The sequence below is a fragment of the Streptomyces yokosukanensis genome (assembly GCF_001514035.1).
Lineage (GTDB): Bacteria > Actinomycetota > Actinomycetes > Streptomycetales > Streptomycetaceae > Streptomyces > Streptomyces yokosukanensis.
Genome location: NZ_KQ948209.1, coordinates 71,710 through 96,838, shown reverse-complemented (window position 1 = coordinate 96,838; position 25,129 = coordinate 71,710). Strand labels below are relative to the sequence as shown.

Annotated in this window: 24 protein-coding genes and 2 pseudogenes; 13 read left to right on the top strand and 13 right to left on the bottom strand. The window is 71.8% G+C overall.

The window, feature by feature from the left end; translation table 11 throughout:
• The coding region (locus tag AQI95_RS10275; protein WP_167361938.1) for a DNA-directed RNA polymerase subunit alpha at positions 1-649 on the top strand (649 nt) is incomplete at its 5' end.
• 126 nt (positions 650-775) lie between these two features.
• Here AQI95_RS10275 and AQI95_RS10270 read toward each other — a convergent pair.
• The gene (locus AQI95_RS10270; protein ID WP_067120643.1) at positions 776-1,537 is read right to left on the bottom strand and encodes a phosphoglyceromutase; all 762 of its coding nucleotides are present in this window, start codon (positions 1,535-1,537) and stop codon (positions 776-778) included.
• Between the two features lie 178 nt (positions 1,538-1,715).
• Here AQI95_RS10270 and AQI95_RS10265 point away from each other — a divergent pair, with 178 nt between their 5' ends.
• A complete protein-coding gene (locus AQI95_RS10265) occupies positions 1,716-2,969 on the top strand; it encodes an MDR family MFS transporter (RefSeq protein WP_067120641.1) in 1,254 nt (417 codons plus the stop codon).
• Positions 2,970-3,056: 87 nt separating this feature from the next.
• On the opposite strand, the gene AQI95_RS10260 is transcribed toward AQI95_RS10265, so the two are convergent.
• On the bottom strand, positions 3,057-3,329 hold the full coding sequence (locus tag AQI95_RS10260) for a hypothetical protein (protein WP_067120640.1): 273 nt from the start codon (positions 3,327-3,329) through the stop codon (positions 3,057-3,059).
• A 200-nt stretch (positions 3,330-3,529) separates the two neighbouring features.
• Here AQI95_RS10260 and AQI95_RS10255 point away from each other — a divergent pair, with 200 nt between their 5' ends.
• The gene (locus AQI95_RS10255) at positions 3,530-4,003 is read left to right on the top strand and encodes a carboxymuconolactone decarboxylase family protein (RefSeq protein ID WP_067120638.1); all 474 of its coding nucleotides are present in this window, start codon (positions 3,530-3,532) and stop codon (positions 4,001-4,003) included.
• A gap of 16 nt (positions 4,004-4,019) precedes the next feature.
• On the opposite strand, the gene AQI95_RS10250 is transcribed toward AQI95_RS10255, so the two are convergent.
• A complete protein-coding gene (locus tag AQI95_RS10250) occupies positions 4,020-4,460 on the bottom strand; it encodes a DUF2000 domain-containing protein (protein WP_067120636.1) in 441 nt (146 codons plus the stop codon).
• A 49-nt stretch (positions 4,461-4,509) separates the two neighbouring features.
• Between AQI95_RS10250 and AQI95_RS10245 the strand changes: the two genes are divergently transcribed.
• Complete coding sequence (locus tag AQI95_RS10245) at positions 4,510-5,307, top strand: helix-turn-helix transcriptional regulator (RefSeq protein ID WP_067120634.1); 798 nt, start codon at positions 4,510-4,512, stop codon at positions 5,305-5,307.
• Here AQI95_RS10245 and AQI95_RS10240 read toward each other — a convergent pair.
• The 3 genes from AQI95_RS10240 to mshA all read right to left on the bottom strand — a co-directional run bounded on the left by AQI95_RS10240 (position 5,286) and on the right by mshA (position 8,880).
• A complete protein-coding gene (locus AQI95_RS10240; RefSeq protein ID WP_067120632.1) occupies positions 5,286-6,950 on the bottom strand; it encodes a glycosyl hydrolase family 28-related protein in 1,665 nt (554 codons plus the stop codon). The genes AQI95_RS10245 and AQI95_RS10240 overlap by 22 nt on opposite strands.
• A gap of 99 nt (positions 6,951-7,049) precedes the next feature.
• Positions 7,050-7,550 (bottom strand): type III secretion system chaperone family protein, encoded by a 501-nt coding sequence (locus AQI95_RS10235; protein WP_067120630.1) that lies wholly within the window; start codon positions 7,548-7,550, stop codon positions 7,050-7,052.
• Complete coding sequence (gene mshA / locus AQI95_RS10230; RefSeq protein WP_067120629.1) at positions 7,543-8,880, bottom strand: D-inositol-3-phosphate glycosyltransferase; 1,338 nt, start codon at positions 8,878-8,880, stop codon at positions 7,543-7,545. Before mshA ends, AQI95_RS10235 begins: the two co-directional genes overlap by 8 nt.
• 342 nt (positions 8,881-9,222) lie before the next feature.
• On the opposite strand from mshA, the gene AQI95_RS10225 reads away from it, so the two are divergent.
• From AQI95_RS10225 to AQI95_RS10215, 3 genes are all read left to right on the top strand, one after another.
• A complete protein-coding gene (locus tag AQI95_RS10225) occupies positions 9,223-10,071 on the top strand; it encodes a class I SAM-dependent methyltransferase (protein WP_425264872.1) in 849 nt (282 codons plus the stop codon).
• 201 nt (positions 10,072-10,272) lie between these two features.
• Positions 10,273-11,340, top strand: coding sequence for a C40 family peptidase (locus AQI95_RS10220; RefSeq protein ID WP_067120627.1), 1,068 nt, complete (start codon positions 10,273-10,275; stop codon positions 11,338-11,340).
• A gap of 318 nt (positions 11,341-11,658) precedes the next feature.
• Complete coding sequence (locus AQI95_RS10215; RefSeq protein ID WP_067121513.1) at positions 11,659-12,957, top strand: PP2C family protein-serine/threonine phosphatase; 1,299 nt, start codon at positions 11,659-11,661, stop codon at positions 12,955-12,957.
• A 144-nt stretch (positions 12,958-13,101) separates the two neighbouring features.
• On the opposite strand, the gene AQI95_RS10210 is transcribed toward AQI95_RS10215, so the two are convergent.
• From AQI95_RS10210 to AQI95_RS10195, 4 genes are all read right to left on the bottom strand, one after another.
• Positions 13,102-13,416 carry a DUF2516 family protein gene (locus tag AQI95_RS10210; protein WP_425264875.1) on the bottom strand — a complete coding sequence of 105 codons (315 nt, stop codon included), beginning with the start codon at positions 13,414-13,416 and terminating at the stop codon, positions 13,102-13,104.
• A gap of 126 nt (positions 13,417-13,542) precedes the next feature.
• Positions 13,543-14,130, bottom strand: coding sequence for a hypothetical protein (locus tag AQI95_RS10205; protein ID WP_067120625.1), 588 nt, complete (start codon positions 14,128-14,130; stop codon positions 13,543-13,545).
• 79 nt (positions 14,131-14,209) lie between these two features.
• A complete protein-coding gene (locus tag AQI95_RS10200; protein WP_067120623.1) occupies positions 14,210-14,713 on the bottom strand; it encodes a helix-turn-helix domain-containing protein in 504 nt (167 codons plus the stop codon).
• A gap of 89 nt (positions 14,714-14,802) precedes the next feature.
• Positions 14,803-16,146, bottom strand: a complete 1,344-nt coding sequence (locus tag AQI95_RS10195; RefSeq protein ID WP_067120621.1) for an aminotransferase-like domain-containing protein — start codon at positions 16,144-16,146, stop codon at positions 14,803-14,805.
• A 134-nt stretch (positions 16,147-16,280) separates the two neighbouring features.
• Here AQI95_RS10195 and AQI95_RS10190 point away from each other — a divergent pair, with 134 nt between their 5' ends.
• From AQI95_RS10190 to AQI95_RS44670, 3 genes and pseudogenes are all read left to right on the top strand, one after another.
• The gene (locus AQI95_RS10190) at positions 16,281-16,919 is read left to right on the top strand and encodes a LysE family translocator (protein ID WP_067120618.1); all 639 of its coding nucleotides are present in this window, start codon (positions 16,281-16,283) and stop codon (positions 16,917-16,919) included.
• A 111-nt stretch (positions 16,920-17,030) separates the two neighbouring features.
• Positions 17,031-17,737 (top strand): annotated as a pseudogene (locus AQI95_RS10185) (IS481 family transposase).
• 59 nt (positions 17,738-17,796) lie between these two features.
• Positions 17,797-17,985: pseudogene (locus tag AQI95_RS44670) on the top strand (transposase); the annotation flags it as partial.
• 17 nt (positions 17,986-18,002) lie between these two features.
• Here AQI95_RS44670 and pspAA read toward each other — a convergent pair.
• Positions 18,003-18,281 carry a PspA-associated protein PspAA gene (gene pspAA / locus AQI95_RS10180; RefSeq protein WP_067120616.1) on the bottom strand — a complete coding sequence of 93 codons (279 nt, stop codon included), beginning with the start codon at positions 18,279-18,281 and terminating at the stop codon, positions 18,003-18,005.
• Between the two features lie 488 nt (positions 18,282-18,769).
• Here pspAA and AQI95_RS10175 point away from each other — a divergent pair, with 488 nt between their 5' ends.
• The 3 genes from AQI95_RS10175 (at position 18,770) to AQI95_RS10165 (ending at position 22,338) form a co-directional block, all read left to right on the top strand.
• The gene (locus AQI95_RS10175; protein ID WP_067120614.1) at positions 18,770-18,982 is read left to right on the top strand and encodes a cold-shock protein; all 213 of its coding nucleotides are present in this window, start codon (positions 18,770-18,772) and stop codon (positions 18,980-18,982) included.
• A 238-nt stretch (positions 18,983-19,220) separates the two neighbouring features.
• On the top strand, positions 19,221-21,593 hold the full coding sequence (locus AQI95_RS10170) for an ATP-binding cassette domain-containing protein (RefSeq protein WP_067121509.1): 2,373 nt from the start codon (positions 19,221-19,223) through the stop codon (positions 21,591-21,593).
• Positions 21,594-21,798: 205 nt separating this feature from the next.
• Positions 21,799-22,338: a DUF6817 domain-containing protein gene (locus AQI95_RS10165; protein WP_067120612.1), complete on the top strand. Its 540-nt coding sequence runs from the start codon at positions 21,799-21,801 to the stop codon at positions 22,336-22,338.
• 63 nt (positions 22,339-22,401) lie between these two features.
• Here the strand turns inward: AQI95_RS10165 and AQI95_RS10160 are convergent, their stop codons facing one another.
• Complete coding sequence (locus tag AQI95_RS10160) at positions 22,402-23,034, bottom strand: RraA family protein (protein ID WP_067120610.1); 633 nt, start codon at positions 23,032-23,034, stop codon at positions 22,402-22,404.
• 19 nt (positions 23,035-23,053) lie between these two features.
• Positions 23,054-25,084 carry a HelD family protein gene (locus AQI95_RS10155; RefSeq protein WP_067120608.1) on the bottom strand — a complete coding sequence of 677 codons (2,031 nt, stop codon included), beginning with the start codon at positions 25,082-25,084 and terminating at the stop codon, positions 23,054-23,056.
• Between the last annotated feature and the right edge of the window lie 45 nt (positions 25,085-25,129).

Below are 25,129 nucleotides of genomic sequence, written 5' to 3'. Positions count from 1 at the left end.
GGTCCTCGCCACGCTCAACGGCAAGGGCAAGCTGGAGATGGAGCTGACCGTCGAGCGCGGTCGCGGCTACGTCTCCGCCGTGCAGAACAAGCAGGTGGGCCAGGAGATCGGCCGTATCCCGGTCGACTCCATCTACTCGCCGGTTCTCAAGGTCACGTACAAGGTCGAGGCCACGCGTGTCGAGCAGCGCACCGACTTCGACAAGCTGATCGTCGACGTCGAGACGAAGCAGGCCATGCGTCCGCGTGACGCCATGGCGTCGGCCGGCAAGACCCTGGTCGAGCTGTTCGGTCTCGCCCGCGAGCTGAACATCGACGCCGAGGGCATCGACATGGGTCCGTCCCCGACGGACGCCGCCCTCGCCGCGGACATGGCGCTGCCGATCGAGGAGCTGGAGCTCACGGTCCGCTCCTACAACTGCCTCAAGCGCGAGGGCGTCCACTCGGTGGGTGAGCTCCTCGCCCGCTCCGAGGCGGACCTGCTGGACATCCGCAACTTCGGTGCGAAGTCCATCGACGAGGTCAAGGCGAAGCTGGCCGGCATGGGCCTGGCCCTGAAGGACAGCCCGCCCGGATTCGACCCCACCGCCGCCGCCTTCGACGCGGACGACAACGGGGGTACGGGGTTCATGGAGACCGAGCAGTACTGACACGGCCGAGAACCCGGCCTGCCACGCCGGCCCCGTGGCCGCCGTGAGTACACGAACGGCCCCTTCGGAGACCACTCCGAGGGGGCCGTTCGGCGCATGTCGCCCAGGGGGCTTGATCGTTACGGGTTACTTCTTCTTGCCCTGGTTCTTGACCGCCTCGATGGCCGCCGCGGCCGCCTCGGGGTCGAGGTACGTGCCGCCGGGGGTGATCGGCTTGAAGTTCTCGTCCAGCTCGTAGGAGAGCGGGATGCCGGTCGGGATGTTCAGGCCCGCGATGTCGGCGTCGGAGATGCCGTCCAGGTGCTTGACCAGGGCGCGCAGCGAGTTGCCGTGGGCGGCGACCAGGACCGTGCGGCCGGCCAGGAGGTCGGGGACGATGCCGTCGTACCAGTAGGGGAGCATGCGGACGACGACGTCCTTCAGGCACTCCGTGTCCGGGCGCAGCTCCGGCGGGATGGAGGCGTAGCGGGCGTCGTGCGCCTGGGAGTACTCGGAGTCGTCCGCGAGCGGGGGCGGCGGGGTGTCGTAGGAGCGGCGCCAGAGCATGAACTGCTCCTCGCCGAACTCGGCCAGCGTGGCCGCCTTGTCCTTGCCCTGGAGGGCGCCGTAGTGGCGTTCGTTCAGGCGCCAGCTGCGGTGGACCGGGATCCAGTGGCGGTCCGCGGCTTCGAGGGCCAGCTGGGCCGTGCGGATCGCGCGCTTCTGGAGGGACGTGTGGAGCACGTCGGGGAGGAGACCGGCGTCCTTCAGAAGCTCGCCGCCGCGGACTGCCTCCTTCTCGCCCTTCTCGTTGAGGTTGACGTCCACCCAGCCGGTGAACAGGTTCTTCGCGTTCCATTCGCTCTCGCCGTGGCGGAGGAGGATCAGCTTGTACGGTGCGTCGGCCATGGGAAAGAGCGTAATCCACGGGTTCCGGGCGGCGCCGGGACCGGCCGATGGGTGGACGGTTGACGGCATCTGTTAAACGAGTGGCCACGGACAGACCCCGCAGGTAATTTGTGCCTACCGCTTGAGCCACTTACGGGACCCCTATCCGGGCGCCCCGCGATCCGTGGGGGGTCCTGTCATGTCCGCCGCTCGTCTCCGACGTGCCGCCCGGGAGAGCGTCTCCGGCCTCCCCCGCGAGTTCTGGTGGCTGTGGACCAGCACACTCGTCAACCGGCTCGGCGGTTTCGTGGCCACGTTCATGGCCCTCTACCTCACCCTCGACCGCGGCTACTCGGCCTCGTACGCCGGTCTCGTCGCCTCGCTGCACGGGCTCGGCGGTGTCGTCTCCTCGCTGGGCGGCGGGGTCATGGCCGACCGGCTGGGCAGGCGGCCGACCCTGCTGATCGCCCAGTCCGGCACCGCCGTCTCCGTCGCGCTGCTCGGTTTCATGACCGACCCGGTCGCCATCGCCGCCGTCGCCTTCCTCGTCGGCATGGCGTCCAACGCCTCCCGGCCGGCCGTGCAGGCGATGATGGCCGACATCGTCCGGCCCGAGGACCGGGTGCGGGCGTTCTCGCTGAACTACTGGGCCATCAACCTCGGGTTCGCCGTCTCCTCCATGGCCGCCGGGTTCATCGCCGAGGTCAGCTATCGCGCCGGGTTCCTGATCGAGGCCGGGATGACCCTGGCCTGTGCGCTCGTCGTCTTCCTGAAGGTGCCCGAGTCCCGGCCCACGGCGCACGTGAAGGAGAAGGACAGCGCCGTCAGCCTCGGGACCGTGCTCCGCGACGGGCGGTACATGGCCGTCGTCGGGCTCTCCTTCCTCGTCGCGCTGGTCTTCATGCAGGGCTCGGTCGGCCTGCCGGTGGCCATGGGGCGCGCCGGGTTCTCGCCCGCCGACTACGGTCTCGCCATCGCCGTCAACGGCGTCCTGATCGTCGCCCTGCAGATCCCGGTCACCCGGTTCATCGAGCACCGCGACCCGCGCACCCTGCTGGTCGTCTCCTCGGTGCTCGCCGGCTACGGCTTCGGCCTCACCGCCTTCGCCGGGTCGGTCGGCGTCTTCATGGTCACCGTGTGCGTCTGGACCCTCGCCGAGATCGTCAACGCGCCGACCCAGACCGGACTCGTCGTCCGGCTCTCCCCGGTGCACGGGCGCGGGCGGTACCAGGGCGTGTACACCCTGTCCTGGTCCGTCGCCGCGCTGGTCGCACCGATGATGTCCGGCGCGGTCATCGACCACCTGGGCGCACGGTGGCTGTGGGCGATGTGCGCCGCGCTGGGCACGGTCGCGGGGCTTGGGTACGGGGCGCTCATGCGCGGGCTGCCCGGGCAGAGCGCGACGGCGCCCGCCGCGGCCGTCGAATCCGAGCCCGAGGTCCGTACGGCCTGAGCGGCGCCCGGGGAGCCGCGGGACATGCCCCGCCCCGCACCGCGGACATCACGGTGCGGGGCGGGGCATGAAGGCACGGGCCGGCACTCAGTGCATGCTGGTCCGATCGAAAATGGATCCGACCTGGCCGAAGCCAGATGCATCCGGTCCGAAATCGGATTTGGCGTGCGAGGTGCTCCCGAAATCACCTCCGGCGTTCCCCATGGGGCTGCCCATGGAACCACCCCCCATGGGGTTGCTCATCTGGTTACTCATCGGGCTACCCATGTCGTCGTTGTCGTCGGCGAGGGCCTGGGCCGCACCTCCGAGCAGGACGGTCCCGGCGAGAGCGACGGCGGCCAGCACGGTGCGTGCGCGCATGAGCGTCTCCTTCGGTCGATGTGTGCTTGCGCCAGAGGTATGCCGTCGGCCCCCGTGCCGGAAGCGGTGACGTAGGCACAAGCACCCGAATAGGCGGCGCACGGGGCGCCACCCGCGTGGAACCCGTAGGCGTGTCACATTTCGCCCGGCGCTCGCGTCAGTGAGGCGCAAGCACAGCAGCCACCCCGCGGGAGCACGCCATGGACGTTCGTATGAACCTCTTCGCCAACCCTGTCACCGGCAAGTTCCTCAAGTACATGAACTCGGCGGGGAAGGTGGTCTCGGACTCCACCCTGCCGGCCGCGACGCAGGAGCTGGTGAAGATCCGCGCCAGCCAGATCAACGGGTGCGCGTTCTGCACCGACATGCACACCAAGGACGCCACCGCCGCCGGGGAGAGCGCGCAGCGGCTGCACCTGGTGGCGGCCTGGCGGGAGGCCGAGGTGTTCACCGACGCCGAGCGCGCCGCGCTGGAGCTGACGGAGCAGGGCACCCGTATCGCCGACGCGGCCGGCGGCGTCCCGGACGAGGTCTGGGCGAAGGCCGCCGAGCACTTCGACGAGGACCAGCTCGCCGCGCTCGTCTCGTTGATCGCCCTGATCAACGTGTACAACCGCGTCAACGTCCTCGTCCGGCAGCCCGCCGGCGACTACCGGCCCGGCATGTTCGACTGACCCGGCCCCCGGCGGCTCACGGGTGCATCCGCGCGCCCTTGAGCACCTTGTCCACGCCGCCCCGCGGGCCGTACACCGCGAGCCCCACCAGGTCCAGCTCGGCGGTCGGTACGGCCCGCACGGCCGCGCGGTTGTCGCGGTCGTTGCCCGTGGCGAACAGGTCCGAGGTGAAGACGGCGCGGGGCAGGGCGCGGCTCAGCGCCCTGCCGTGGGCCGCCTTCAGGGTCTCCTTCGAGCCCTCGAAGACCAACACCGGCTGGCGGAACATGGACAGGTAGCCGACGCCGTCCGCGTCCTCGTACGGCTCGCCGATCACCTCGGGGATCTGGTTGCCGAGGCCGCTGACCAGGAACGCGGTGACGTTGAGACGCTGCCAGGGCTCCAGGTCCCCGCGCAGCAGTACGGCGATCTTCGTGTCGAAGCGGACGGGCTCGGGGCGGGTCGGATCGGTGTTCATGCACTGAGACTGCCGGGCACCCGCAGCGCGGGTCTTGTACGTTCTTTGCGTGGCCGACCGGCAGGAAGTCTCCGCCTGGCGCCCGCGCGTACCGGGTGTCGTGGAGGTCTTCCACGCCCGCTTCACCGAGTACGCCTACCCGATGCACGTCCATGACGCCTGGACGCTGCTCATCGTGGACGACGGGGCCGTACGGTACGACCTCGACCGGCACGAGCACGGCACCCCGCTCGACGCGGTCACGCTGCTGCCGCCGCATGTGCCGCACAACGGCTCGCCCGCGACCCCGGACGGCTTCCGCAAGCGGGTCGTCTACCTCGACAGCAGCCGGCTGGCGGAGGACTTGATCGGGGCCGCCGTGGACGGGCCCGAGCTGCGCGATCCGCTGCTGCGCCGGCGCGTCGGGCAGCTGCACGCGGTCCTCGCCCTGCCCGGCGACGAACTGGAGGCAGAGAGCAGGCTGACCCTGGTCGGGGAGCGGCTGCGGGACCATCTGCTGCGGCGGCCGGACCCACCGCCGCACCGGCCCGATCCGGTGCTCGGCCGGCGGCTGCGGGAGCTGCTGGACGCCCGTGTCGTCGACGGCCTTCCGCTGGCGGAGGCCGCACGGCTGCTGCACGCCCATCCCGCCCATCTGGTGCGGGCGTTCAGCGGCGCGTACGGCATCGCCCCGCACCAGTACCTGATGTCGCGGCGGGTCGGACGCGCCCGGCGCCTGCTGCTGGACGGGCTGACGCCGGGCGAGGTGGCCTCGGCCACCGGGTTCTACGACCAGGCCCATCTCACCCGGCACTTCAAGAAGTCGGTCGGGGTGACACCGGGGCGCTACCGCAGCAGCTCGCGCTGAGCGTCGTGGAGGTTGCGCGGGCGCACGGCGTCCGTGGTGCCGTACAGCTCCAGGCGGGAGCGCAGATCGCCGGTGAAGTCGGGGACGTCGGTCTGGTCGAACTCGCTGACCGTGTTCAGCCCCACGGTCGCCGAGTACGGTGCCAGGCCGTCGATCTTCATCAGGCCCGCGCGTCCGTTGGTGACCCGGATGTTCCAGTGGGTGAAGCGGGCGCCGAAGAGCGGGCCCGCGTTGGCGTCGCCGCCGTGGCGGCCGTTGTTGTTCACGGTGATGTCCGTGCGGACGTCGGCGAAGGGCAGGCCGCGGTGGCTGTCGAAGGTGCCCATCTGCATGTCGCCGCGCGACCAGACGTTGTACGACGACAGTCCCTCGACGTTGATGCCGTGCAGCTGGGTGTCGGCCGGGGCCGGGACCGTGCGCTGCTCGACGGTGAAGTCCTCGACCAGGTTGTCGTGGGAGCCCTCGCGGCAGAAGTAGGGGTGGTGCGAGCCGCGGCCGGCGACGCGCGTGCGGCGCAGGGTGCAGGCGGAGGCGGCGACCAGGCCGAAGCCGTTGTCGACGTTGCGGACCGTGACGTCGTCCACCCAGCAGTCGTAGGCGCACTGCAGGACGACACCGTTGTAGCCCTTGTCGAGAAGGTGGGGGGACATCGGGGTCTCCACCACGTCCAGCGTCAGGCCCTCCACCCCTGAGCCGGTCAGCTCCTGGACGTGGGTGGTCAGTTGGGGGTTCCACTCGGGGCGCAGGTCGAGCGGGAGGGGGCGTTCGAGGGTGATCCGGCGGCCCCTGACGCGGGTGATGCGCACCGGCCATTCGTAGGGGACGTAGGACAGCAGTTTCGTCTTGTCGTCCCAGTGGTACGACGCCGGACCCGGGCCGCCGCCCGCCATGTGCTGCAGGAGGGTGTGCGCGGGGTCGTCGGCCAGGCGGAGGAGGACCAGCCGGCCGGGGTGCAGCGCGCCGGCGTCGGCGACGGTGACCGTCCAGGAGCCCTGCTTCGCCGGCTCCACCGCCGTCAGGGCCCTCCACTCGTCCCGCTTGTTGCCGGTCCAGCCCTCGAAGGGCCAGTCGCGGGCCCGGACGGCGGCGACGAGCGAGTCCCAACGGGCCTGCGGGGCCAGCCAGATGAGGCCGCCCGCCCAGGACCAGGCGGACTTGTCGCCGCCGTAGCGGGAGCCGTAGGCGCCGATCAGTTCGGTGAGGTTCTTCGTCGCGTGCAGGGTGGTGCGGCCGCTGCCGGCGCCGCGCAGGACGACGCCCGAGTCGCCGACGCGGATCAGGCCGTCGATGCGGAAGGCGCCGGGCGGGATGGTGACCGTGCCACCGCCGGCCCTTCCGGCGGCGGCGATGGCACGGTTGATCGCGGGGGCGCAGTCGGTGGTGCCGTCGGGCACCGCGCCGTGGTCCGTGACGTCGGCGACGATCCGGGGGCGCGGGAAGCGGGTGGCTCCGCCCCGGTGGCCGGCGCGGCCGACGTAGGGGATCTGGGGGTGGGTGAAGGGGGAGCGCCTGTACTCCTCCCAGATCCGCGGGACTTCACCCCGTTCGGCCGCTGCCGCCTTCACCGTCGTCGCGCCGAGCGCCACGGCCGTGGCAGCGGCCAGCAGGGTCCGTCTCGTCAGATGCGTACCGCTCATGCCCATCCGCCCCTTCATATTCATGCATATGAACGACGTTCAGGTTCTCGTCGGCCGTGAGCATGCCACTACCCCCGCAGCAGAGGGAAGGGGTCGTACCGTACGTCAGTCGGCGGAGCGTTCGATCAGATGCTTGAACGCGTCCAGGTTGCGCGTGGACTCGCCGCGGGACACCCGCCAGGCGTGCTCCTTGCGGATGGAGGTGGCGAAGCCCAGTTCCAGCAGGGTGTTGAAGGCGCCGTCGGCCGCCTCCAGGACCTGGCCGAGGAGGCGGTCGATCTCGTCGGGGGTGACGGAGGCGAGGGGGAGGCGGGCGGTGACGTAGATGTCGCCGAGGCGGTCGACGGCGTAACTCACGCCGTACAGCTTCAGGTTGCGCTCCAGGAGCCAGCGGTGGACGCCCGCCTCGTTCTCGTCGGGGTGCCGGACGACGAAGGCGTTCAGGGAGAGGGAGTGACGGCCGACGAGGAAGGAGACCGTCGTGGAGAGCTTGCGCGTGCCCGGAAGCCTGACCACGTAGTTTCCGGGCTCGGGGCTCTCCCATTCCAGCTCGGCGTCCTTCAGGGCATCTTCCAGGACCTGCCCGGTCTTCTCGACATCACCCATGGTGGGAGCGTACGCGACGGCGGTGCGAGTGGGTCGCGGCCGTGTAGACGTCGGCGGTCGCGGCGGCGGCCCGGTCCCAGCCGAAGGACTGCGCATGCCGGGCGGCGGCCGCGCCCATGGTCGCCGGGAGGGCCGGCTGGTCGGCGAAGCGGCTCAGCACGCGCGCGTAGTCGGCGGGGTCGTGACCGTTCACGAGGAAGCCGGTCTCGCCGTCGCGCACGGCCACCGGCAGTCCGCCGACGGCGGCCGCGAGCACCGGCGTGCCGGCCGCCTGCGCCTCGATCGCGACCAGCCCGAAGGACTCGCTGTACGACGGCATGACCAGCACGGACGCGGCCCGGAACCAGTCCGCGAGCTGCTCCTGACCGACCGGCGGGCGAAACCGTACGACGTCCGAGATGCCGAGCCGGGCGGCGAGTTTCTGCAGCCCCTCGGGCTTGGCGAGCCCGCTGCCGCTCGGGCCGCCGACGATCGGGACCTGGATACGGGAGCGCAGCTCGGGCCGCTCGTCCAGCAGCACCGCCACCGTGCGCAGCAGGATGTCCGGGGCCTTCAGGGGCTGTACGCGGCCCGCGAAGAGCGGGATCAGGGCGTCCTCGGGGAGGCCGAGGCGGGCGCGGGCGGCGGCGCGGCCGTCGGCCGGGCGGAAGCGGTCGAGGTTCACGCCCGGGTGGACGACGGCGACCTTCGCCGGGTCGGCGGCGTAGTGCCGGACCAGTTCGTCGGCCTCCTCGGCCGTGTTGGCGACGAGCCGGTCGGCGGCGGCCACGATCTGGGTCTCGCCGATGACACGGGCGGCGGGCTCGGGGGTGTCGCCGTCGGCCAGGTTGGCGTTCTTGACCTTGGCCATGGTGTGCATCGCGTGCACCAGGGGCACGCCCCAGCGCTGGGCGGCGAGCCAGCCGACGTGGCCGGAGAGCCAGTAGTGGGAGTGGACGAGGTCGTAGTAGCCGGGGCGGTGACCGGCCCAGGCCTGCATCACGCCGTGCGTGAAGGCGCACAGCTGGGCCGGCAGCTCCTCCTTGGCGAGGCCCTCGTAGGGGCCCGCGTCGACGTGCCGGACGAGGACGCCGGGAGCCAGCTCGACCGAGGGGGGCAGGCCGCCCGCCGAGGCCCGGGTGAAGATCTCGACGTCGATGCCCAGGGCGGCGAGCCGCTGGGCCAGCTCCACGATGTAGACGTTCATGCCGCCGGCGTCGCCGGTGCCGGGCTGGTGGAGCGGGGAGGTGTGCACGGAGAGCATCGCGACCCGGCGGGGTCGACGGTGGAGCCGGAGCCGTGACGCGGCCGACGGGGAGCGTCGCCCGAGCCTGCTGACGTACTGGCTCACGTGGCGGTCCTCCTTGCTGCGGGCATGCCGGACGGAGGAGCGACCTCGCCCTCCGAGGAGGTCCAACAGTGACCGGGTGCCTGCCATTTCCCGAACACGTACCTTTACTCAATCATGACCTTGATTCGATCAACCGTTCGGGTGCGGGTGAGGTCGGCGAGCCACCTGGCCGACCGCGTCCACGACCGGTGCCCGACCGGCCGCAGGAAGCTCTTCAGACCGGCCTTGACCTGCGACGACACCGTCTTCGACAGCCTGCCCACGGACCCTGGACACCGGCCGCCGCCCCCACCGGCCCCGGCCGGGCCGAGGCCGTACCGGCGCCCGCTTACCCTCGTAGACATGACAGCCCGCGCCGCGCCCCGCCCTCCCTCTCGGCTTCGCCCGAGCGGGGGGACCCCCGTCGTGGGAACGGTGACGCGCGGGACGACCAACCCCAACCGGCTGCGCCGCATGGACCGCTGGATCGCCGCCGCGCACGGCGGCGAACTGCGCCACGCCGAGGACCCGCTGGCGATCGACCTCGGCTACGGCGCCGCGCCCTGGACCGCCGTCGAGCTGCTCGGCCGGCTGCGGACCGTCGCACCCCGCGCGCGCGTGATCGGCGTCGAGATCGAACCGGAGCGGGTCGCGGCCGCGCGGCCCTACGAGCGGGAGGGGCTCGCCTTCCGGCACGGCGGCTTCGAGGTCCCGGTGCCCGGACGGCCGCTGCTCATCCGGGCCGCCAATGTGCTGCGCCAGTACGACGAGGACGAGGTCGCCGCCGTCTGGGAGCGGCTGTGCGCGCGCCTCGCCCCGGCGGGCGCCGGCTCGCGCGGCGGACTGCTGGTCGAGGGGACCTGCGACGAGATCGGGCGGCGGCACGTGTGGGTCGCGCTCGGCCCGCAGGGGCCGCGCACCGTCACCTTCGCCACCCGGCTGGGCTCCCTGGAGCGGCCCTCCGACCTCGCCGAACGGCTGCCGAAGGCGCTGATCCACCGCAACGTCCCCGGTGAGCCGGTGCACGCCTTTCTGCGCGACTTCGACCGCGCCTGGGCCGCCGCCGCGCCCTACGCCTCCTACGGTGCCCGGCAGCGCTGGCTGCGCGCGGTGCGGGACCTGACGGCCGACTGGCCGGTGACGGACTCCCCGGCCCGCTGGCGGCAGGGCGAAGTGACCGTGGCGTGGGCGGCGTTGGCGCCGCGGTCCTGACATCTCCCGTTCGCCGGCGACCCCGTTCGGGGAGCACGGGACGGAACGAATCTCGTGCGCCGTTCGTCACAACGGCGGGGAGATCGTCATGCCGGGGCGGTACGGGGGAAACACCTGCCTCTGTCGCTTTGCGGCACACCATGACACCATCCCCGAGGCACCGTAAGTTACTGACGGTAAATCAGCTTGGGGGCATCTGTGATGGGCTGGGGCAAGCGCGGCGTTCTCTCGGCCGCTGTGACCGTGGTCTGTGCGGTGACCGTACTCGGCGCACCCGGCACGGCCTTCGCCGATCCGAAGCCGACTCCGAGCGCCTCCCCGACTCCCCCGGCGAGCAAGGACCTTGAGAAGGTCCGCGAGACGCTCGACAAGCTCTACCACGACGCGGCGGTCGCCACCGACGCCTACAACGCGGCCGAGGAGAAGGCCAAGCAGCAGTCCGCCACGATCGTCGCGCTGGCGAAGAAGATCGACGCGGGTCAGCAGAAGCTCGCGAGGTACAAGGACCAGGCGGGCGCCGCCGCCCGCGAGCAGTACCGCACCGGCGGCCTGCCGCCCACCGCCCGGTTCCTGCTCAGCGACGATCCCGGACAGGTCCTGGACGGAGCCGGACTGATGCTCCAGAGCCAGCGGGCGACCAAGTCGCTGATGAGCGAACTGACCAGCACCCAGACGCAATTGCGGGCGTACGCGGACGACGCCGCCGAGCAGTGGAAGAAGCTGGACGCCGAGCGCAAGGCCAAGGCCACCGCCAAGAAGAAGGTCCAGCAGCGGATCGACGCCGCGAAGAAGCTGGAGTCACGGCTGGAGAAGAAGGAGAAGGAGCGGCTCGACCAGCTGGAGCAGCAGGCCGCCCTGAAGGCCCAGACGGACTGGCTGGACACCGGCATACTCAAGAAGATCCACGGCAAGGCCTCCGCGCAGGGCGAGAAGGCCGTCGCGTTCGCCACCGCCCAGCTCGGCAAGCCGTACGTATGGGGCGCCGAGGGGCCCGGGTCCTTCGACTGCTCCGGCCTGACCTCCCAGGCCTGGGCGGCGGCCGGCCACCCCATCCCGCGCACCTCGCAGGAGCAGTGGAAGCAGCTCAAGCACGTCGACGCGAAGGACATGCGCCCCGGTGACCTCGTCATCTACTTCGACGACGCCAGCCATGTCGCCATCTACATCGGCGACGGCGCGATCATCCAGGCCCCGCGCCCGGGGCGGACGGTGACGATCGCGGGCGCCGGCTCGATGCCGATCCTGGGGATCGTACGACCGGACGCGTAGGCCGCGCGGCCGGGGTGACGCACGCCATACGCACGCTCCCGGCGCACGCCGTCCACGGCCCCGTGACGCAGGCCATGTGACTCACCGCACCGCCAACCGCCGCCCCCCACCGGGGCCGGACGTGAGCTTCGTCATCCCCCACGCCGGGGCACCCTGTCCAACTGTCGTACGGAACGCGGCATATGACGGCGGCCTGAGCGCGAGCGACGCGGCTCACACCATTCCATCGAGGCGGGCAATGCCGCTATGGTCCCCGTCGGTGGCATCGAGACCCTCGGCGCCACCGTGCCCTCGGGGGGAGGGAAGGAACCCGACACGATGCCCGTACCCGTACCGCGGCAGAGAGCGATCCCGGCCGTGGAGAGTGGTCAGGCGCAGGCCGCCACCGCAGTCGGCGGCCCCCTCAAGGAAGAGGCCCACCGCGACGCCACGGCCACCGGCACCGCCGGCGCCACTCTCACCCTGCTGCTGATCGAGGACGATCCGGCCGGTTCGCCGATCGTGCCCGATCTGCTGGACTCCGCCGGCAAGCCGATCCGCGTGCGCACCGCCCGCAACCTCACCGAGGCCGAGCGGCTGCTCACCGACGACGTCCACTGCATCCTGCTGGACCTCGCGCTGCCCGCGCCCGGCGGCGACACCGGCGACGAGCTGGCCGTGCTCAAGCACGTGCTCAGGCTCGCGCCCCGGCACGCCGTGCTCGCACTGACCGGCTCCGGCGACGCCGAGCGCGGCGCCGAGGCCGTGCGCGTGGGCGCCCAGGACTACCTCTTCCGGGACGAGCTGGACGGCCGGCTGCTCAGCCGTGCCATTCGGTACGCGGTGGAGCGGAAACGTTCCGACTCGGCCGAGCGACGGCTGGCGGAGGGCCGGCTGCGCGCACAGGAGAACCGCCGACTGGAGCGCGGGCTGCTGCCCACGCCCCTGCTCGACGGCTCCGCGCTGCGCTTCGCCGCCCGCTACCGCCCCGGCCGTTCCCGGGCACTGCTCGGCGGCGACTTCTACGACGCCGTACGCACCCCCGACGGCACCGTGCACGCCATGATCGGCGACGTCTGCGGCCACGGCCCGGACGAGGCCGCACTCGGCGTGGAGCTGCGGATCGCCTGGCGCGCGCTGACGCTCGCCGGGCTGTGCGGGGACGAGCTGCTGGGCACGCTGCAGCAGGTGCTGGAGCACGAGCGGTCCGACGAGGAGATCTTCGCGACCCTGTGCACGGTGGACATCGCGCCGGACGGCCGCCGCGCCGGCCTGTGCCTGGCCGGCCACCCGGCTCCGCTGGTCGCCCGCCCCGGCCGGCCCGCCCGGCTGCTGCCGTACGACAACAACGGCCCCGCGCTCGGCCTGCTGCCCGGCGCCCGCTGGCCGCGGATGCAGGTGGAGCTGGGGGCCGAGTGGAGCCTGATGCTCTACACCGACGGTCTGATCGAGGGCCGGGTCGGCGGCACCGGGGAGCGGCTGGGCCAGGACGGGATGGTGTCGATGATCCGCCGCCAGCTCTCCGAGGGCCTGCGCGGAGAGAGCCTGCTGCGGGCCGCGGTGAGTGAGGTCCGAGACCTCAACGGCGGCGAACTGACCGACGACGTCGCGGTGGTCCTGCTGGACCGGACGCCGTAGGTCGGGGCATGTCGATCGGGGCTCGCGCTGCCGGCGAGCTCCTTGGCGTCGCCGGGTGCGGGTGGTTCGTGGCCGGTCGCGCCGTTCCCCGCGCCCCTCGGGTGGGCGAGCTGCAGCGTGCCTTAGAGGCGCGGCGAACTGCGTCTAGCGGCCGCCGTTCCAGGGGCCGTAGGGGCCGTCGCTGCTGCTGCCCCGGCGGCGGCGGAAGCCTCGGCCGCCCGATGCCTGCTGGAGAGCGGGCCGTACGTCCACGAAGAAGACGATCGTCGCGACCAGACCCGCGAGCTGCAGGAACAGCATCGGGACAAAGAGGTTCACGGCGACCGCGACGCCCAGGATGATCAGCCAGAAGCCCTTGTTCTGCTTGTCCGCGGCGCGGTACGCGTCCTCGCGGAAGATCGCGGCCATCACGAACGCCACGATGGCGAACGCCAGCATGGCGGTGAAGATCAGCCACATCACTCCGCCGACTGCCGTCATCAGCACAATGCCCACCACCCGAGTCGAGTCCGTACAGCCACCGTACCCGTACAACGGGCCGGACACCCCCAAGGTGCCCGGCCCTTTGTCACCTAGGAGGTGGGGTCACTTCGTCGGCGGCGTGGCCTTCTTCGCGGTGGTCGCCTTGCGGGCGGCCGGAGCCTTCTTCGCGACCGGCCTCTTCTCCGCGGCGGGCTCGGCCTTGGCCTCGGCCGGCTTCGGCTCGGCCTCCGCCTCGGGCTTGCCCTCGACGGCGATCGCGAGTTCCTCGATGTCCTCGGCGGCCTCGCCGCGCCAGTTCTTCACGGCCTGCTCGCCGTGCTCGGCGACCTTCTCGTAGGTCTCGCGGGCCTTGACGGCGTACTCGGCGGCGACGCCGACACTGCGCAGGGCGAGGTCCTGGGCCTGCTCGCCGAGCTTCTTCAGGTCGCCGTCGATGGTGCCGAGGAACCCGTTGACCTTGGTCTGCAGGTTCTCCTGCGCCTCCTTGGCGCGGGCGGCGGCCTTCTCCTGCACGGCCTTCGGGTCGGTGTTGCGCACGGCCTCGATGCGGGCCGGAGCCTCGGTGCGCAGCTGCTCGACCAGGGCGGGCACCTTCTTGGCCTGCTGCAGGGCGAGGTCGGCGGTGCCGGCGGCGAAGTAGAGCGGAGTCGGGTCGCTGAGGGTCTTGCGCAGGTCGTCGGTGATGGCCATCGTGATCAGGTCCTCCCGGATTCGCGTTCGGCTGAGGGTTGGTGTGGTCCGCGGTGGGGCGGCCGGCGCCCTGGTCCGGTTATCCGGCCGTCCGCCGTGGACCGGCATCGGCATCGTGTCCGCCGGCCGTGCCGGTGTCGCGCACGGCGGCCTCGTCGGTGTCCGCGCCCGTGTCCTGTGCCGCGTCCTCGACCGCCGCATCCGCGGCCGGCTCGTCGACCCCGAATCCGTTCTCCTTGCGGAAGGACTCGTAGATCTGGAGCAGCACCTGCTTCTGCCGCTCGTTGAGCGAGGGGTCGGCGAGGATGACGGCGCGCGTCTCGGCTTCCCGGACGCGGTCCTCCCCGTCCCGCTCGGCGTCGAGGATCCCGGCGCGGACGTACAGCGTCTCGGCGGAGATGCGCAGAGCCTTGGCGACCTGCTGGAGCACCTCCGCGCTCGGCTTGCGCAGCCCGCGCTCGATCTGGCTCAGGTAGGGATTGGACACGCCGGCGGCGTCGGCGAGCTGCCGCAGCGAGAGCTGGGCGCTGCGCCGCTGCTCGCGCAGATACTCACCGAGGTTGCCGACGTTCAGCGATGCCATGCCCCCACCTTGCCCCACCCTCGCTAACAATTGCAAGCACCCGCTTGCAAAAGTGTGTCGCGGGGGTGGGCGCGCGGCCGTGGCACCCGTCAGTCGGCGACCAGGTCCTCGGGGGCCGAGCGGGCGAGGGCGGCGAGGGTGCGCAGCGCCTGGGCGAGGACCTCCGGCTGTGCCGTGGCGAGGCCCAGGCGGACGGCGTTCGGCGCGTGGTTGCCGCCGACGGTGAACGCCGCCGCGGGCACCACCCCGATGCCGTGCCGCGCGGCGGCGGCGACGAAGGTGTCGGCACGCCACGGGCGCGGCAGCTGCCACCAGCAGTGGTAGGAGCGCGGATCGCTCCGCACGGCGAAACCGGCCAGCTCCCGGGCCGCGATCCGCTGCCGCGCCGTCGCCTCCCGCTGCTTGGCCCGCACCAGCGCGCCCACGGTGCCGTCCCGCTGCCAGCGGTGGGCGGCCTCCAGGGCGAAACGCATGGGTGTCGCACCGGCCGAGCGCAGCCCGGCGGCGATCTCTTGGGCCGGCGCGGGCGGCGCCACCGCGAAACCGAGGGTCAGACCGGGGGCGATGCGCTTGGACAGGCTGTCGATCAGGACGGTCCGCTCGGGGGCACAGGCGGCGAGCGGCGGCAGTTCGTCGCGCAGGAACGCCCAGACGGCGTCCTCGATCGCGGGCAGCGCGAGCCGGTCCAGCGCCTCGGCCAGTTCCGCGATCCGCCGCTCGGACATCGACAGCGAGAGCGGGTTGTGCAGCCTCGGCTGCACGTAGACGGCGTGCAGCGGCGCCGCGGCGTGGGCCTCCACCAGGGCCTGCGGAACCAGTCCGTCGTCGTCCATGGCCAGCGGTACGAGGGTGATGCCGAGCCGCGTCGCCACGGCCTTGACGACCGGGTACGTCAGTTCCTCGACACCGAGGCGGCCACCCGGCGGCACCAGGGCGCTGACGGCGGCCCAGACCGCCTGGCGTCCGTTGCCCGCGAACAGGATCCGCGCGGGGTCGGGGCGCCAGCCGCCGCGGGCGAGGAGGTCGGCGGCGGACTCCCGGACTTCCGGCGGGCCGGACGCGCCGACCGGCCGCAGGGCGTGGCCCAGCGCGTCGGGGCGCAGCAACCCGCCGAGCCCTTCGGCGAGCAGTGCGCTCTGCTCGGGCACGACCGGGTGGTTCAGCTCCAGGTCGACGCGGGCGGCCGCCGGTTCGGTGAGCGCGAGGGCGGCGGCGCCGCCCTCGGGCGCCGCGCGCACGAAGGTGCCGCGGCCCACCTCGCCGACCGTCAGGCCGCGGCGGGCCAGTTCCCGGTACACGCGCGTGGCGGTGGAGTTGGCGATGCCGCGCCGGCGCGCGAAGGCGCGCTGCGGGGGGAGCCGGTCGCCCGGGCGCAGGGCGCCGGACCTGATCTCCGCGGCCACCGCGTCGGCGACGCTCCGGTAGTCCTTCACAGCACGTGGTCCTTCACAGCGCGTCATCCCACCACAGAATTGCACCGAGCGCAATATTTTGATTGCACCGAGCGATTGCCCTGCCCTACGCTCGCGTCATTGCACCGGGAACGGCGCTCGACGAGGGGGTTTCCATGGTGGACGCAGGCGGGATCCTGGGCGTCTCAGTGGTGGCACTCGGCATGGTGCTCACCCCCGGGCCGAACATGATCTATCTGGTCTCCCGGAGCATCACCCAGGGCCGCCGCGCCGGGATGATCTCGCTCGCCGGGGTGGCGCTGGGCTTCCTGGTGTACCTGCTCGCCGCGAACCTGGGCCTGTCGGCCGTCTTCCTCGCCGTACCGCAGCTGTACGTCGCGGTGAAGCTGGCCGGCGCCGCCTACCTCGCCCATCTGGCCTGGAAGGCTCTGAAGCCGGGCGGCGCCTCGGTCTTCACCCCGCAGGACGTGCCGCACGACTCGCCGCGCAGGCTGTTCACGATGGGCCTGATGACGAATCTGCTGAACCCGAAGATCGCCATCATGTACGTCTCCCTCATCCCCCAGTTCATCGACCTGGGCCGGGGCCATGTGCTGCTCCAGGGACTCGTCCTCGGCTCGGTCCAGATCGTGGTCAGCGTCGCGGTGAACCTGACCCTCGTGCTCGCCGCCGGCACCGTCGCCGTCTTCCTCGCCCGCCGCCCCTCCTGGCTCAAGGCGCAGCGCCGGCTGATGGGCACCGTGCTCGGCGCCCTCGCCCTGTCCCTGGCCGCCGACACCTCGGGCCCGGCCTAGGTGTGCTGTCCCGGGTCGTTGGTGACACGCGTGCTGGGTGCTTGAACAGGTGAGGGCCTTCTGGGTTCGGTGTGGATTGCGACATCTACGACCGGCACTCAGGAGGCCCTCGTGTCCCACCGTAATGCCCCGCTGGCCCCGACCGGCCGACTGCGTCCGGCCCGGTGCGTTGTCGACGACGGCTGGCCTGTGCGGCGAGCTGCGGAACGCTTTCCTGCGACCGGGCCACCGGCGAACCCCTACGCCGATACGAACGCTCCCGGCCCGGCGAACTGGTCCACATCGACGTCAAGAAACTCGGCCGCATCCCCGACAGCGGCGGGCACCGCACCCAGGGCCGTGCCGAAGGCCGCCGCAACCGGACCGGAACCGGCTACGCCTACCTGCACACCGCCCTGGACGACCACTCCCGCCTCGCCTACACCGAAGACCTCACCGACGAGACCGCCCCGACCTGCGCCGCCTTCCTCACCCGCGCAACCACCTGGTTCGCCGCCCAAGGCATCACCATCGAACGCGTCCTGACCGACAACGGCTGGGCCCACACCAAGAACACCTGGCGCAACACCTGCCACCAGCTGGGCATCAGCCCCCGCTGGACACGGCCCTGGCGGCCGCAGACCAACGGCAAGGTCGAACGCTTCCACCGCACCCTGCTCGACGAATGGGCCTACCACCGGCCCTACACCTCAGACACCGAACGGCAGGCAGCGTTCCCCGACCGGCTGGACTGGTACAACCACCACCGACCCCACACCGGCATCGGCAGCCAAACACCAGCCAGCCGCGTCACCAACCTGTCCGAACAACACACCTAGGCGCTGTCCGACCGGTCATGTGACCAGGCCAGCATTCACATCGCTCCGGCCCGGCCGGTATGGGGCGGGGTGATCTGTCGGATCGGGAGTGGGCTCGGTTGGAGCCGCACTTGCCGAAGAACGTGGGACGAGGCGGGCGGTGGGAGAACCACCGCAGGGTGATCAACGGCATTCTCTTCCGTCAGCGGACGGGTGTGTCGTGGCGTGATCTGCCGGCACGGTTCGGGAAGATGCGCCGAGCAGGGGACTTTAGACCTTGAGTCTCTCAGCCGGGGATCAGCCCGTCGTCGCTAAGCATCTGGCGGACCTCATCAAGGGTTGCGTCTGGTGCCGGGAGGATCAGCTCGGACGGTTCCTGCGCATCATCGGGGAGCGGTTCGCCGAGTTCGCGCACCTTGTCAAGGAGTGCACCCAAAGCGCGTCGGAAGCCCGGTTCGTCACCGGATTCCATCTCTTCAAGCAACTCGTCGTCCAGCTTGTTGAGCTCAGTGAAGTGGCTGTCGGCCAATTTGACCTGGCTCTCGCCCATGATGCGGACGATCACGATGTTTGCCTCCTGATACGTACGACGAGCCGTTCTAGCTGGGACTGGGGGTCTTCCGGTTCGGGGCCATGCCGATTGGCTGGTGTCGAACAGTGCCAGTAGCTACCCCCGCCGGGTGACGCTCATACAACACGTCACTCCGAGGGAGCAATTCATGCCGATGGAGATCCAGGAGTCGGGTTCGCCATTGAACTGCACGGTCCGAACACCTCCGGACGGGCAGGACGGCCCGAACAGGATCTTCACCGGCCTCCTGGGCGGTGTCCGACGGGTCCTGTGCTGCCGGCCGACGACCCGTCGGGCAGGACTGAGGTCGCGTGCCTCTGTCGTTGGGTCGGGCGGGCTTGGTGCTGTTCCAGGCGCTGAACTGGGCCTGAACTGCCATTACGTGCTGTGACCATCTGTTTACACAACGTCCTGGTTGCGGCATGATCGAGTGTGTGACGACCGGGGGACGTCACGGCTTGCACGTGACCTAAGGAGTGCTCATGGCTGACCGGCAGAGCGGCACGGTGAAGTTTTTCAACGACGAGAAGGGATACGGGTTCGTCACCCCGGATGGAGGAGGTGACGATCTCTTCGTTCACTTCAAAGCGATCGAATCGGACGGGTTCAAGTCCCTGAGGGAGGGGCAAAAGGTGAGCTTCGTCGCCGGACGGGGACAGAAGGGCATGCAGGCCGAGCAGGTGCGGCCGGAGTGACGCGCTGACAGTTCGGCAGGGTGGGGACCACGCGCGTGGTTCCAGCCGAGCCCACTTCTGATCCGACAGATCGCCCCGCCCGACACTGGCCGAAACGATGTGAACGCTGGGCTGGTCACTCGACCCACCGGACAGTGCCTAACGCCGGCCCGGCCAGACCCGGCCAGGTCGGCAAGGTCGGCAAGGTCGTCAGGATCGGAGAAGCCGTGGCCGGGCCGCCCCCGCTAGCGTGGCCGTCATGGATCGCACCGCACCGCACGCAGCCGACAACCACGACCTGATCCGTGTGCACGGCGCCCGGGAGAACAACCTCAAGGACGTCAGCGTCGAACTGCCCAAGCGCCGGCTCACCGTGTTCACCGGCGTGTCCGGCTCTGGCAAGAGCTCGCTGGTGTTCGACACGATCGCCGCGGAGTCGCAGCGGCTGATCAACGAGACCTACAGCGCGTTCGTGCAGGGCTTCATGCCCAATCTGGCCCGGCCCGAGGTCGATGTGCTCGACGGGCTCACGACCGCGATCATCGTGGACCAGCAGCGGATGGGCGCCGACCCCCGCTCCACCGTCGGCACCGCCACCGACGCCAACGCCATGCTGCGCATCCTCTTCAGCAGGCTCGGCACGCCGCACATCGGCTCGCCCAAGGCGTTCTCCTTCAACGTCGCCTCGATCAGCGGCGCCGGCGCGGTCACCGTGGAGCGCGGCGGGCAGCAGGTGAAGGAGCGGCGCAGCTTCAGCATCACCGGCGGCATGTGCCCGCGCTGCGAGGGCCGGGGCTCGGTCACCGACCTCGACCTCGGCCAGCTCTTCGACGACTCCCTGTCCCTCAACGAGGGCGCGCTGACGGTCCCCGGCTACAAGTCCGGCGGCTGGAACTACCGGCTCTACACCGAGTCCGGCCTGGTCGACCCCGACAAGCCGATCCGCAGGTACACCAAGCGGGAGCTGCAGGACTTCCTGTACCGCGAGCCGACCCGGATGAAGATCGCGGGGATCAACATGACCTACGAGGGTCTGATCCCGCGCATCCAGAAGTCGATGCTCGCCAAGGACAAGGAGGGCATGCAGCCGCACATCCGGGCGTTCGTGGACCGCGCGGTGACCTTCACCGTCTGCCCCGAGTGCGAGGGCACCCGGCTCACCGAGGGAGCGCGCTCCTCGAAGGTCGCGGGCATCAGCATCGCCGACGCCTGCGCGATGCAGATCAGCGATCTGGCCGAGTGGGTGCGGGGGCTCGCCGAACCGTCGGTGGCACCGCTGCTCGCCTCGCTGCGGCACACCCTCGACTCGTTCGTGGAGATCGGCCTCGGCTATCTCTCGCTCGACCGGCCGGCCGGCACGCTGTCGGGCGGTGAGGCCCAGCGGGTGAAGATGATCCGCCACCTCGGCTCCTCGCTCACCGATGTGACGTACGTCTTCGACGAGCCCACCATCGGACTGCACCCGCACGACATCCAGCGGATGAACGAGCTGCTGCTGCGGCTGCGCGACAAGGGCAACACCGTGCTGGTCGTGGAGCACAAGCCGGAGGCGATCGCGATCGCCGACCACGTCGTCGACCTCGGCCCCGGCGCCGGTACGGCGGGCGGCACCGTCTGCTTCGAGGGGACCGTCGAAGGGCTGCGGGCCAGCGGCACCCTCACCGGCCGGCACCTGGACGACCGCGCCGCCGTGAAGGACAAGGACGCGGTGCGGGAGCCGACGGGTGCGCTGGAGATCCGCGGCGCGGCGACGCACAACCTGCGGAACGTGGACGTCGACATCCCGCTGGGCGTGCTGTGCGTCGTCACCGGGGTCGCCGGCTCCGGCAAGAGTTCGCTCGTGCACGGATCGATCCCGGCCGACGCGGACGTCGTGTCCATCGACCAGACCCCGATCCGCGGTTCGCGGCGCAGCAACCCGGCGACGTACACCGGGCTGCTGGAGCCCGTCCGCAAGGCGTTCGCCAAGGCCAACGGCGTGAAGCCGGCGCTGTTCAGCGCCAACTCCGAGGGCGCCTGCCCCACCTGCAACGGCGCCGGGGTCGTCTACACCGACCTGGCGATGATGGCCGGGGTCGCCACGACCTGCGAGGAGTGCGAGGGCAAGCGGTTCCAGGCCTCGGTGCTGGAGTACACGCTGGGCGGGCGGGACATCGCGGAGGTGCTGGCGATGTCGGTGACCGAGGCGGAGGCGTTCCTCGGCACGGGCGAGGCGCGCGTCCCGGCGGCCCACAAGATCCTTGAGCGCATGTCCGACGTCGGCCTCGGCTACCTCACCCTGGGCCAGCCGCTCACCACGCTGTCCGGCGGGGAGCGCCAACGCCTGAAGCTGGCCACGCACATGGCCGACAAGGGCGGTGTCTACGTCCTGGACGAGCCGACGACCGGCCTCCACCTGGCCGACGTGGAACACCTCCTCGCCCTCCTGGACCGCCTGGTCGACTCCGGCAAGTCGGTCATCGTGGTCGAGCACCACCAGGCGGTCATGGCCCACGCCGACTGGATCATCGACCTCGGCCCCGGCGCCGGCCACGACGGCGGCCGCGTCGTCTTCGAAGGCACCCCGGCCGACCTGGTCACGACGCGCCCGACCCTCACGGGCGAGCATCTGGCGGCCTACGTCGGCGCCTGAGGAGGGACGCGCCGGCACCGCCGGCCCCAGCCTCGGCTGGGGCCGGCGAAGCGAATCCGAGGATTGACCGGCCCGGGGAGGCTCCCGGACGATCGGCAGGTCGGCTCCCCGCCGGCTTCCCGCCGCCTCCCCGTGGACGGACGACCGGACGGACGCGGCGGAAACGAGGGACGGACGCGACGCACGTGACGGACGGAGGAAACCCGTGCCGGACTCCCCAGCCACCGCGGTCGCGTTCCTGCGTGACCTGGGTGCCGCCCGGGTCGCGCATCCGGGCGGCACGCTCCTCGCGCATCTGAACCGCGTCGAGCGGCAGCTCGCCGCGTGGGACGCACGGCCGGCTCTCCGGCTCGCGGGCCTGTGTCACGCCTGCTACGGCACCGACGGCTTCCCCCACCCCCTGCTGCCGCTCGGGGACCGCGCCGAACTCGCGGCCGTCATCGGCGCCGAGGCCGAGGCCCTCGTCCACCTGTACGGCTCCTGCGACCGCAAGGCCACCTATCCGGCGCTCGCCGAGGACGACGGCGTCTTCCACGACCGGTTCACCGGCCGCGCCCATGTCCCCGCGCCCGGCCCGCGCCGGGACTTCGCCGAGCTGACCGCCGCCAACGAACTCGACCTGGCCCGCCTGGACCCCGCCTTCCGCAGCCAGTGGGGCCCCGCCCTGCTCGGTCTCTTCACGCGGGTCCGGCCGCTGCTGAGCGGGCCGGCCTGGACGGCGTGCGAGACGGTGCTGGGCGGTTAGGTCCGGTCCCGCGGATCCTGCCGGACCGGACCCTGGCTCACACCGCCGACTCACCCCGCCGGCTCAGCCCGCGAAACCGCCCGCCGCCAGGATCTCGTCGATGCGCTCCCGGTGCGCCTTCTCCCAGTCGTCCAAGGTCTCCTCCGCCTCCTTGGCGAGCTTGGCGAGAGCCGTGCGCAGCACCTCCCGCGTCCGCGCCGCCGGCACGGCGACCACGCCCTCCTCGTCCGCCACGACCATGTCCCCGGGCTCCACCCGGACGCCCCCGCAGCGCACGGGTTCGTTCAGCGGGCGTACGGCCTTCTTGGCGCCGGGGATCGGGACGATGCCACGGGCGAAGACGGGGAAGGCGGCCTCCCGGACCTCGGCGAGGTCGCGGATCAGGCCGTCGGCGACGAACGCCGCCACGCCACGGCGCTGGGCGACCGCGCACACGTTGCCCCCGGCCAGCGCGTAGTCGAGGTCGCCGGACTCGACCACGACGATCGAGCCGGGCGCGGCCCGGTGGACGGCCGCGTGCAGCATCAGGTTGTCACCGGGCGGGCAGCTGACGGTGAACGCCGGTCCGGCGACGCGCGGCACCGGCCCCCACAGGGGCCGCATCCCGATGTCCATGACCTGCTCGCGGCCGAGCAGGTCGGCGAGGGTGGTGGTGGGGACGCCCCGGAAGGCGGCGCTGCTCTCGGTGTCGGTCATGGGCCGCACGCTACCGCCGTCAGAACGGCAGCGGGCGGGCGTGGACGACGTCCAGACGGGACACCGCACGGGTCAGGACCACATACAGCCGGTGCGCTCCGCGCTCCTCCGCCTCGGCGACGGCGGCCGGTTCCACGGCGACGACATGGTCGTACTCCAGGCCCTTGACCATGCTCGCGGGGACCACGGTCACCCGCGCGCCGAGCGCGTCCGGGCCGGCCGGGTCGAGGCCGGCCGCCGCGAGCGCCTGCCGTACCGCGTCCACGTCCGTGTCCGCCGCGACGACGCCGACCGACCCCTCGTGACCGAGGGCCTCGGTCACGGCGGTCACGGTCGTGCCGGGCACGTCGTCGGTCGGGCGGAAGGTCAACTCGCCGTCGGTGCGCAGGGATTCGGCCGACGGGACGCGGACGCCGAGGCGGGGCAGCAGGCGGTTGGACAGCTCCATGACGGCAGCCGGCACCCGGAAACCGGTGGTCAGCGGCACCACCGCCGCGTCCGGCCGGCCGAGGTGGCGCAGCTGGACCGACCAGTCGCGGGCGGCCCACGCGGTGGTGCCCTGGGCGAGGTCGCCGAGGACGGTCAGCGAGCCGAAGGCGGCCCGGCGGGCGATCGCCCGGCACTCCATCGGCGAGAGGTCCTGCGCCTCGTCCACGACGATGTGCCCGTAGCCCTCGGGGTGTTCGATCAGCCCGGACAGCTCGTCCAGGAGAACCAGGTCGGCGGCCGACCAGCGCGCGGACCTGAAGGAGCGCGGCGGGCGGGGCCACAGCAGTGTCGTCTGCTCGTCGGGGTCCAGCAGGCCGTCGGCGGCCCGGGACAGCACGGCGCCGTCGGTGAGGAGCCGGGCCAGCACCTCCTCGGGGCGGACCCTGGGCCAGACCGTGTCGAGATGTTCGGTGAGCGGCCTGGCCCGTTCGATGCGGCGCACCCAGGCGGCGGGCAGCACCCCGGAGCGCCGTTCGGCCTTCTCGCGCAGCCGCCGCACCACCCGGGTGCGCACCCGCTCGCGGCCGACGGCGTACGGCGGCTGTTCGGCGCGCACCTCGGCGACGACGGCGGCCAGTTCGGCGGCGGGCACCCGCCAGCGGTAGGAGCCGTCCGGTACGGCGAGGTCGCGCACGCCGTCGGTGGTGACGTGGGCGTACAGCGCCCGGCGCAGCACCTCGGCCATCCGGGGGTCGTGCTTGAGGACGGCGGCGGCCGTCGGGTCGCCGCCGGTCGCCGGGTGGCAGGCGATCTCCTCCATCAGGGTGGCCTGGCGTACGCCGGTCTCGCCGAGCGAGGGCAGCACCTCGGCGACGTAGTGGAGGAAGGTGCGGTTCGGGCCGAGGATGAGCAGGCCGGCGCGCTGGAGCCGCTTGGGGTGCGTGTACAGCAGGTACGCGGCCCGGTGCAGGCCGACGGCGGTCTTGCCGGTGCCGGGCGCGCCCTGGACGCACACCGAGTCGGTGAAGGCGGCGCGGACCAGGTCGTCCTGCTCGGGCTGGATGGTGGCGGCGATGTCCCGCATGGGTCCGACGCGGGGCCGTTCGATCTCGCGGGCCACGATGTCGCTGGTCCGCGCCTCGCCCCGGGCGAGGTGCTCGTCCTCCAGGCCGGTGAGGTCGGTGGAGTCGCCGTTGCTGCCGGGCGCCCAGCCGAACCGGCGCCGTACCTCCACACCCTGTGGATCACGGGCGCTCGCCTGGTAGAAGGCGCGGGAGACGGGGGCCCGCCAGTCGACGACGAGGGGTGGGGCGGCCGGGTCCTCGGTGATCCGGAGCCGGCCCAGGTGGTAGCGCTGCCCGCCGTGCCCGGGGGCGCCGTCGGCGAAGTCCAGACGGCCGAAGAAGAGGGGGCCGGGCGGGAGTTCGCGCATCGCCTTGGCCCTGCTGCGCAACCGGCGGCCGAGGACCTCGGCGTCGGCCCCGGAGGCGGAGACGTCCTCACCGACGACGACCTGCTCGGCGGCGCCCTCGACCATCGCGGCGAGGGCGGCACGGCAGGCGTCGTGGTGAGCGCGCTCGGTGTGCAGGGTCGCCGCGAGGGTGGGATCGGGTGCCGTCATGGCACCAGCGTACCGCCATTTCATTACCGAGTTACATTTTTAACC

Excerpts from the sequence above, each read along its gene's own strand:
- AQI95_RS10270 (WP_067120643.1), bottom strand. The coding sequence starts at position 1,537 with ATGGCCGACGCACCGTACAAGCTGATCCTCCTCCGCCACGGCGAGAGC.
- AQI95_RS10265 (WP_067120641.1), top strand. The coding sequence starts at position 1,716 with ATGTCCGCCGCTCGTCTCCGACGTGCCGCCCGGGAGAGCGTCTCCGGC.
- AQI95_RS10260 (WP_067120640.1), bottom strand. The coding sequence starts at position 3,329 with ATGCGCGCACGCACCGTGCTGGCCGCCGTCGCTCTCGCCGGGACCGTC.
- AQI95_RS10255 (WP_067120638.1), top strand. The coding sequence starts at position 3,530 with ATGGACGTTCGTATGAACCTCTTCGCCAACCCTGTCACCGGCAAGTTC.
- AQI95_RS10250 (WP_067120636.1), bottom strand. The coding sequence starts at position 4,460 with ATGAACACCGATCCGACCCGCCCCGAGCCCGTCCGCTTCGACACGAAG.
- AQI95_RS10240 (WP_067120632.1), bottom strand. The coding sequence starts at position 6,950 with ATGGGCATGAGCGGTACGCATCTGACGAGACGGACCCTGCTGGCCGCT.
- AQI95_RS10235 (WP_067120630.1), bottom strand. The coding sequence starts at position 7,550 with ATGGGTGATGTCGAGAAGACCGGGCAGGTCCTGGAAGATGCCCTGAAG.
- AQI95_RS10225 (WP_425264872.1), top strand. The coding sequence starts at position 9,223 with ATGACAGCCCGCGCCGCGCCCCGCCCTCCCTCTCGGCTTCGCCCGAGC.
- AQI95_RS10220 (WP_067120627.1), top strand. The coding sequence starts at position 10,273 with ATGGGCTGGGGCAAGCGCGGCGTTCTCTCGGCCGCTGTGACCGTGGTC.
- AQI95_RS10215 (WP_067121513.1), top strand. The coding sequence starts at position 11,659 with ATGCCCGTACCCGTACCGCGGCAGAGAGCGATCCCGGCCGTGGAGAGT.
- AQI95_RS10210 (WP_425264875.1), bottom strand. The coding sequence starts at position 13,416 with ATGTGGCTGATCTTCACCGCCATGCTGGCGTTCGCCATCGTGGCGTTC.
- AQI95_RS10205 (WP_067120625.1), bottom strand. The coding sequence starts at position 14,130 with ATGGCCATCACCGACGACCTGCGCAAGACCCTCAGCGACCCGACTCCG.
- AQI95_RS10200 (WP_067120623.1), bottom strand. The coding sequence starts at position 14,713 with ATGGCATCGCTGAACGTCGGCAACCTCGGTGAGTATCTGCGCGAGCAG.
- AQI95_RS10190 (WP_067120618.1), top strand. The coding sequence starts at position 16,281 with ATGGTGGACGCAGGCGGGATCCTGGGCGTCTCAGTGGTGGCACTCGGC.
- AQI95_RS10175 (WP_067120614.1), top strand. The coding sequence starts at position 18,770 with ATGGCTGACCGGCAGAGCGGCACGGTGAAGTTTTTCAACGACGAGAAG.
- AQI95_RS10170 (WP_067121509.1), top strand. The coding sequence starts at position 19,221 with ATGGATCGCACCGCACCGCACGCAGCCGACAACCACGACCTGATCCGT.
- AQI95_RS10160 (WP_067120610.1), bottom strand. The coding sequence starts at position 23,034 with ATGACCGACACCGAGAGCAGCGCCGCCTTCCGGGGCGTCCCCACCACC.
- AQI95_RS10155 (WP_067120608.1), bottom strand. The coding sequence starts at position 25,084 with ATGACGGCACCCGATCCCACCCTCGCGGCGACCCTGCACACCGAGCGC.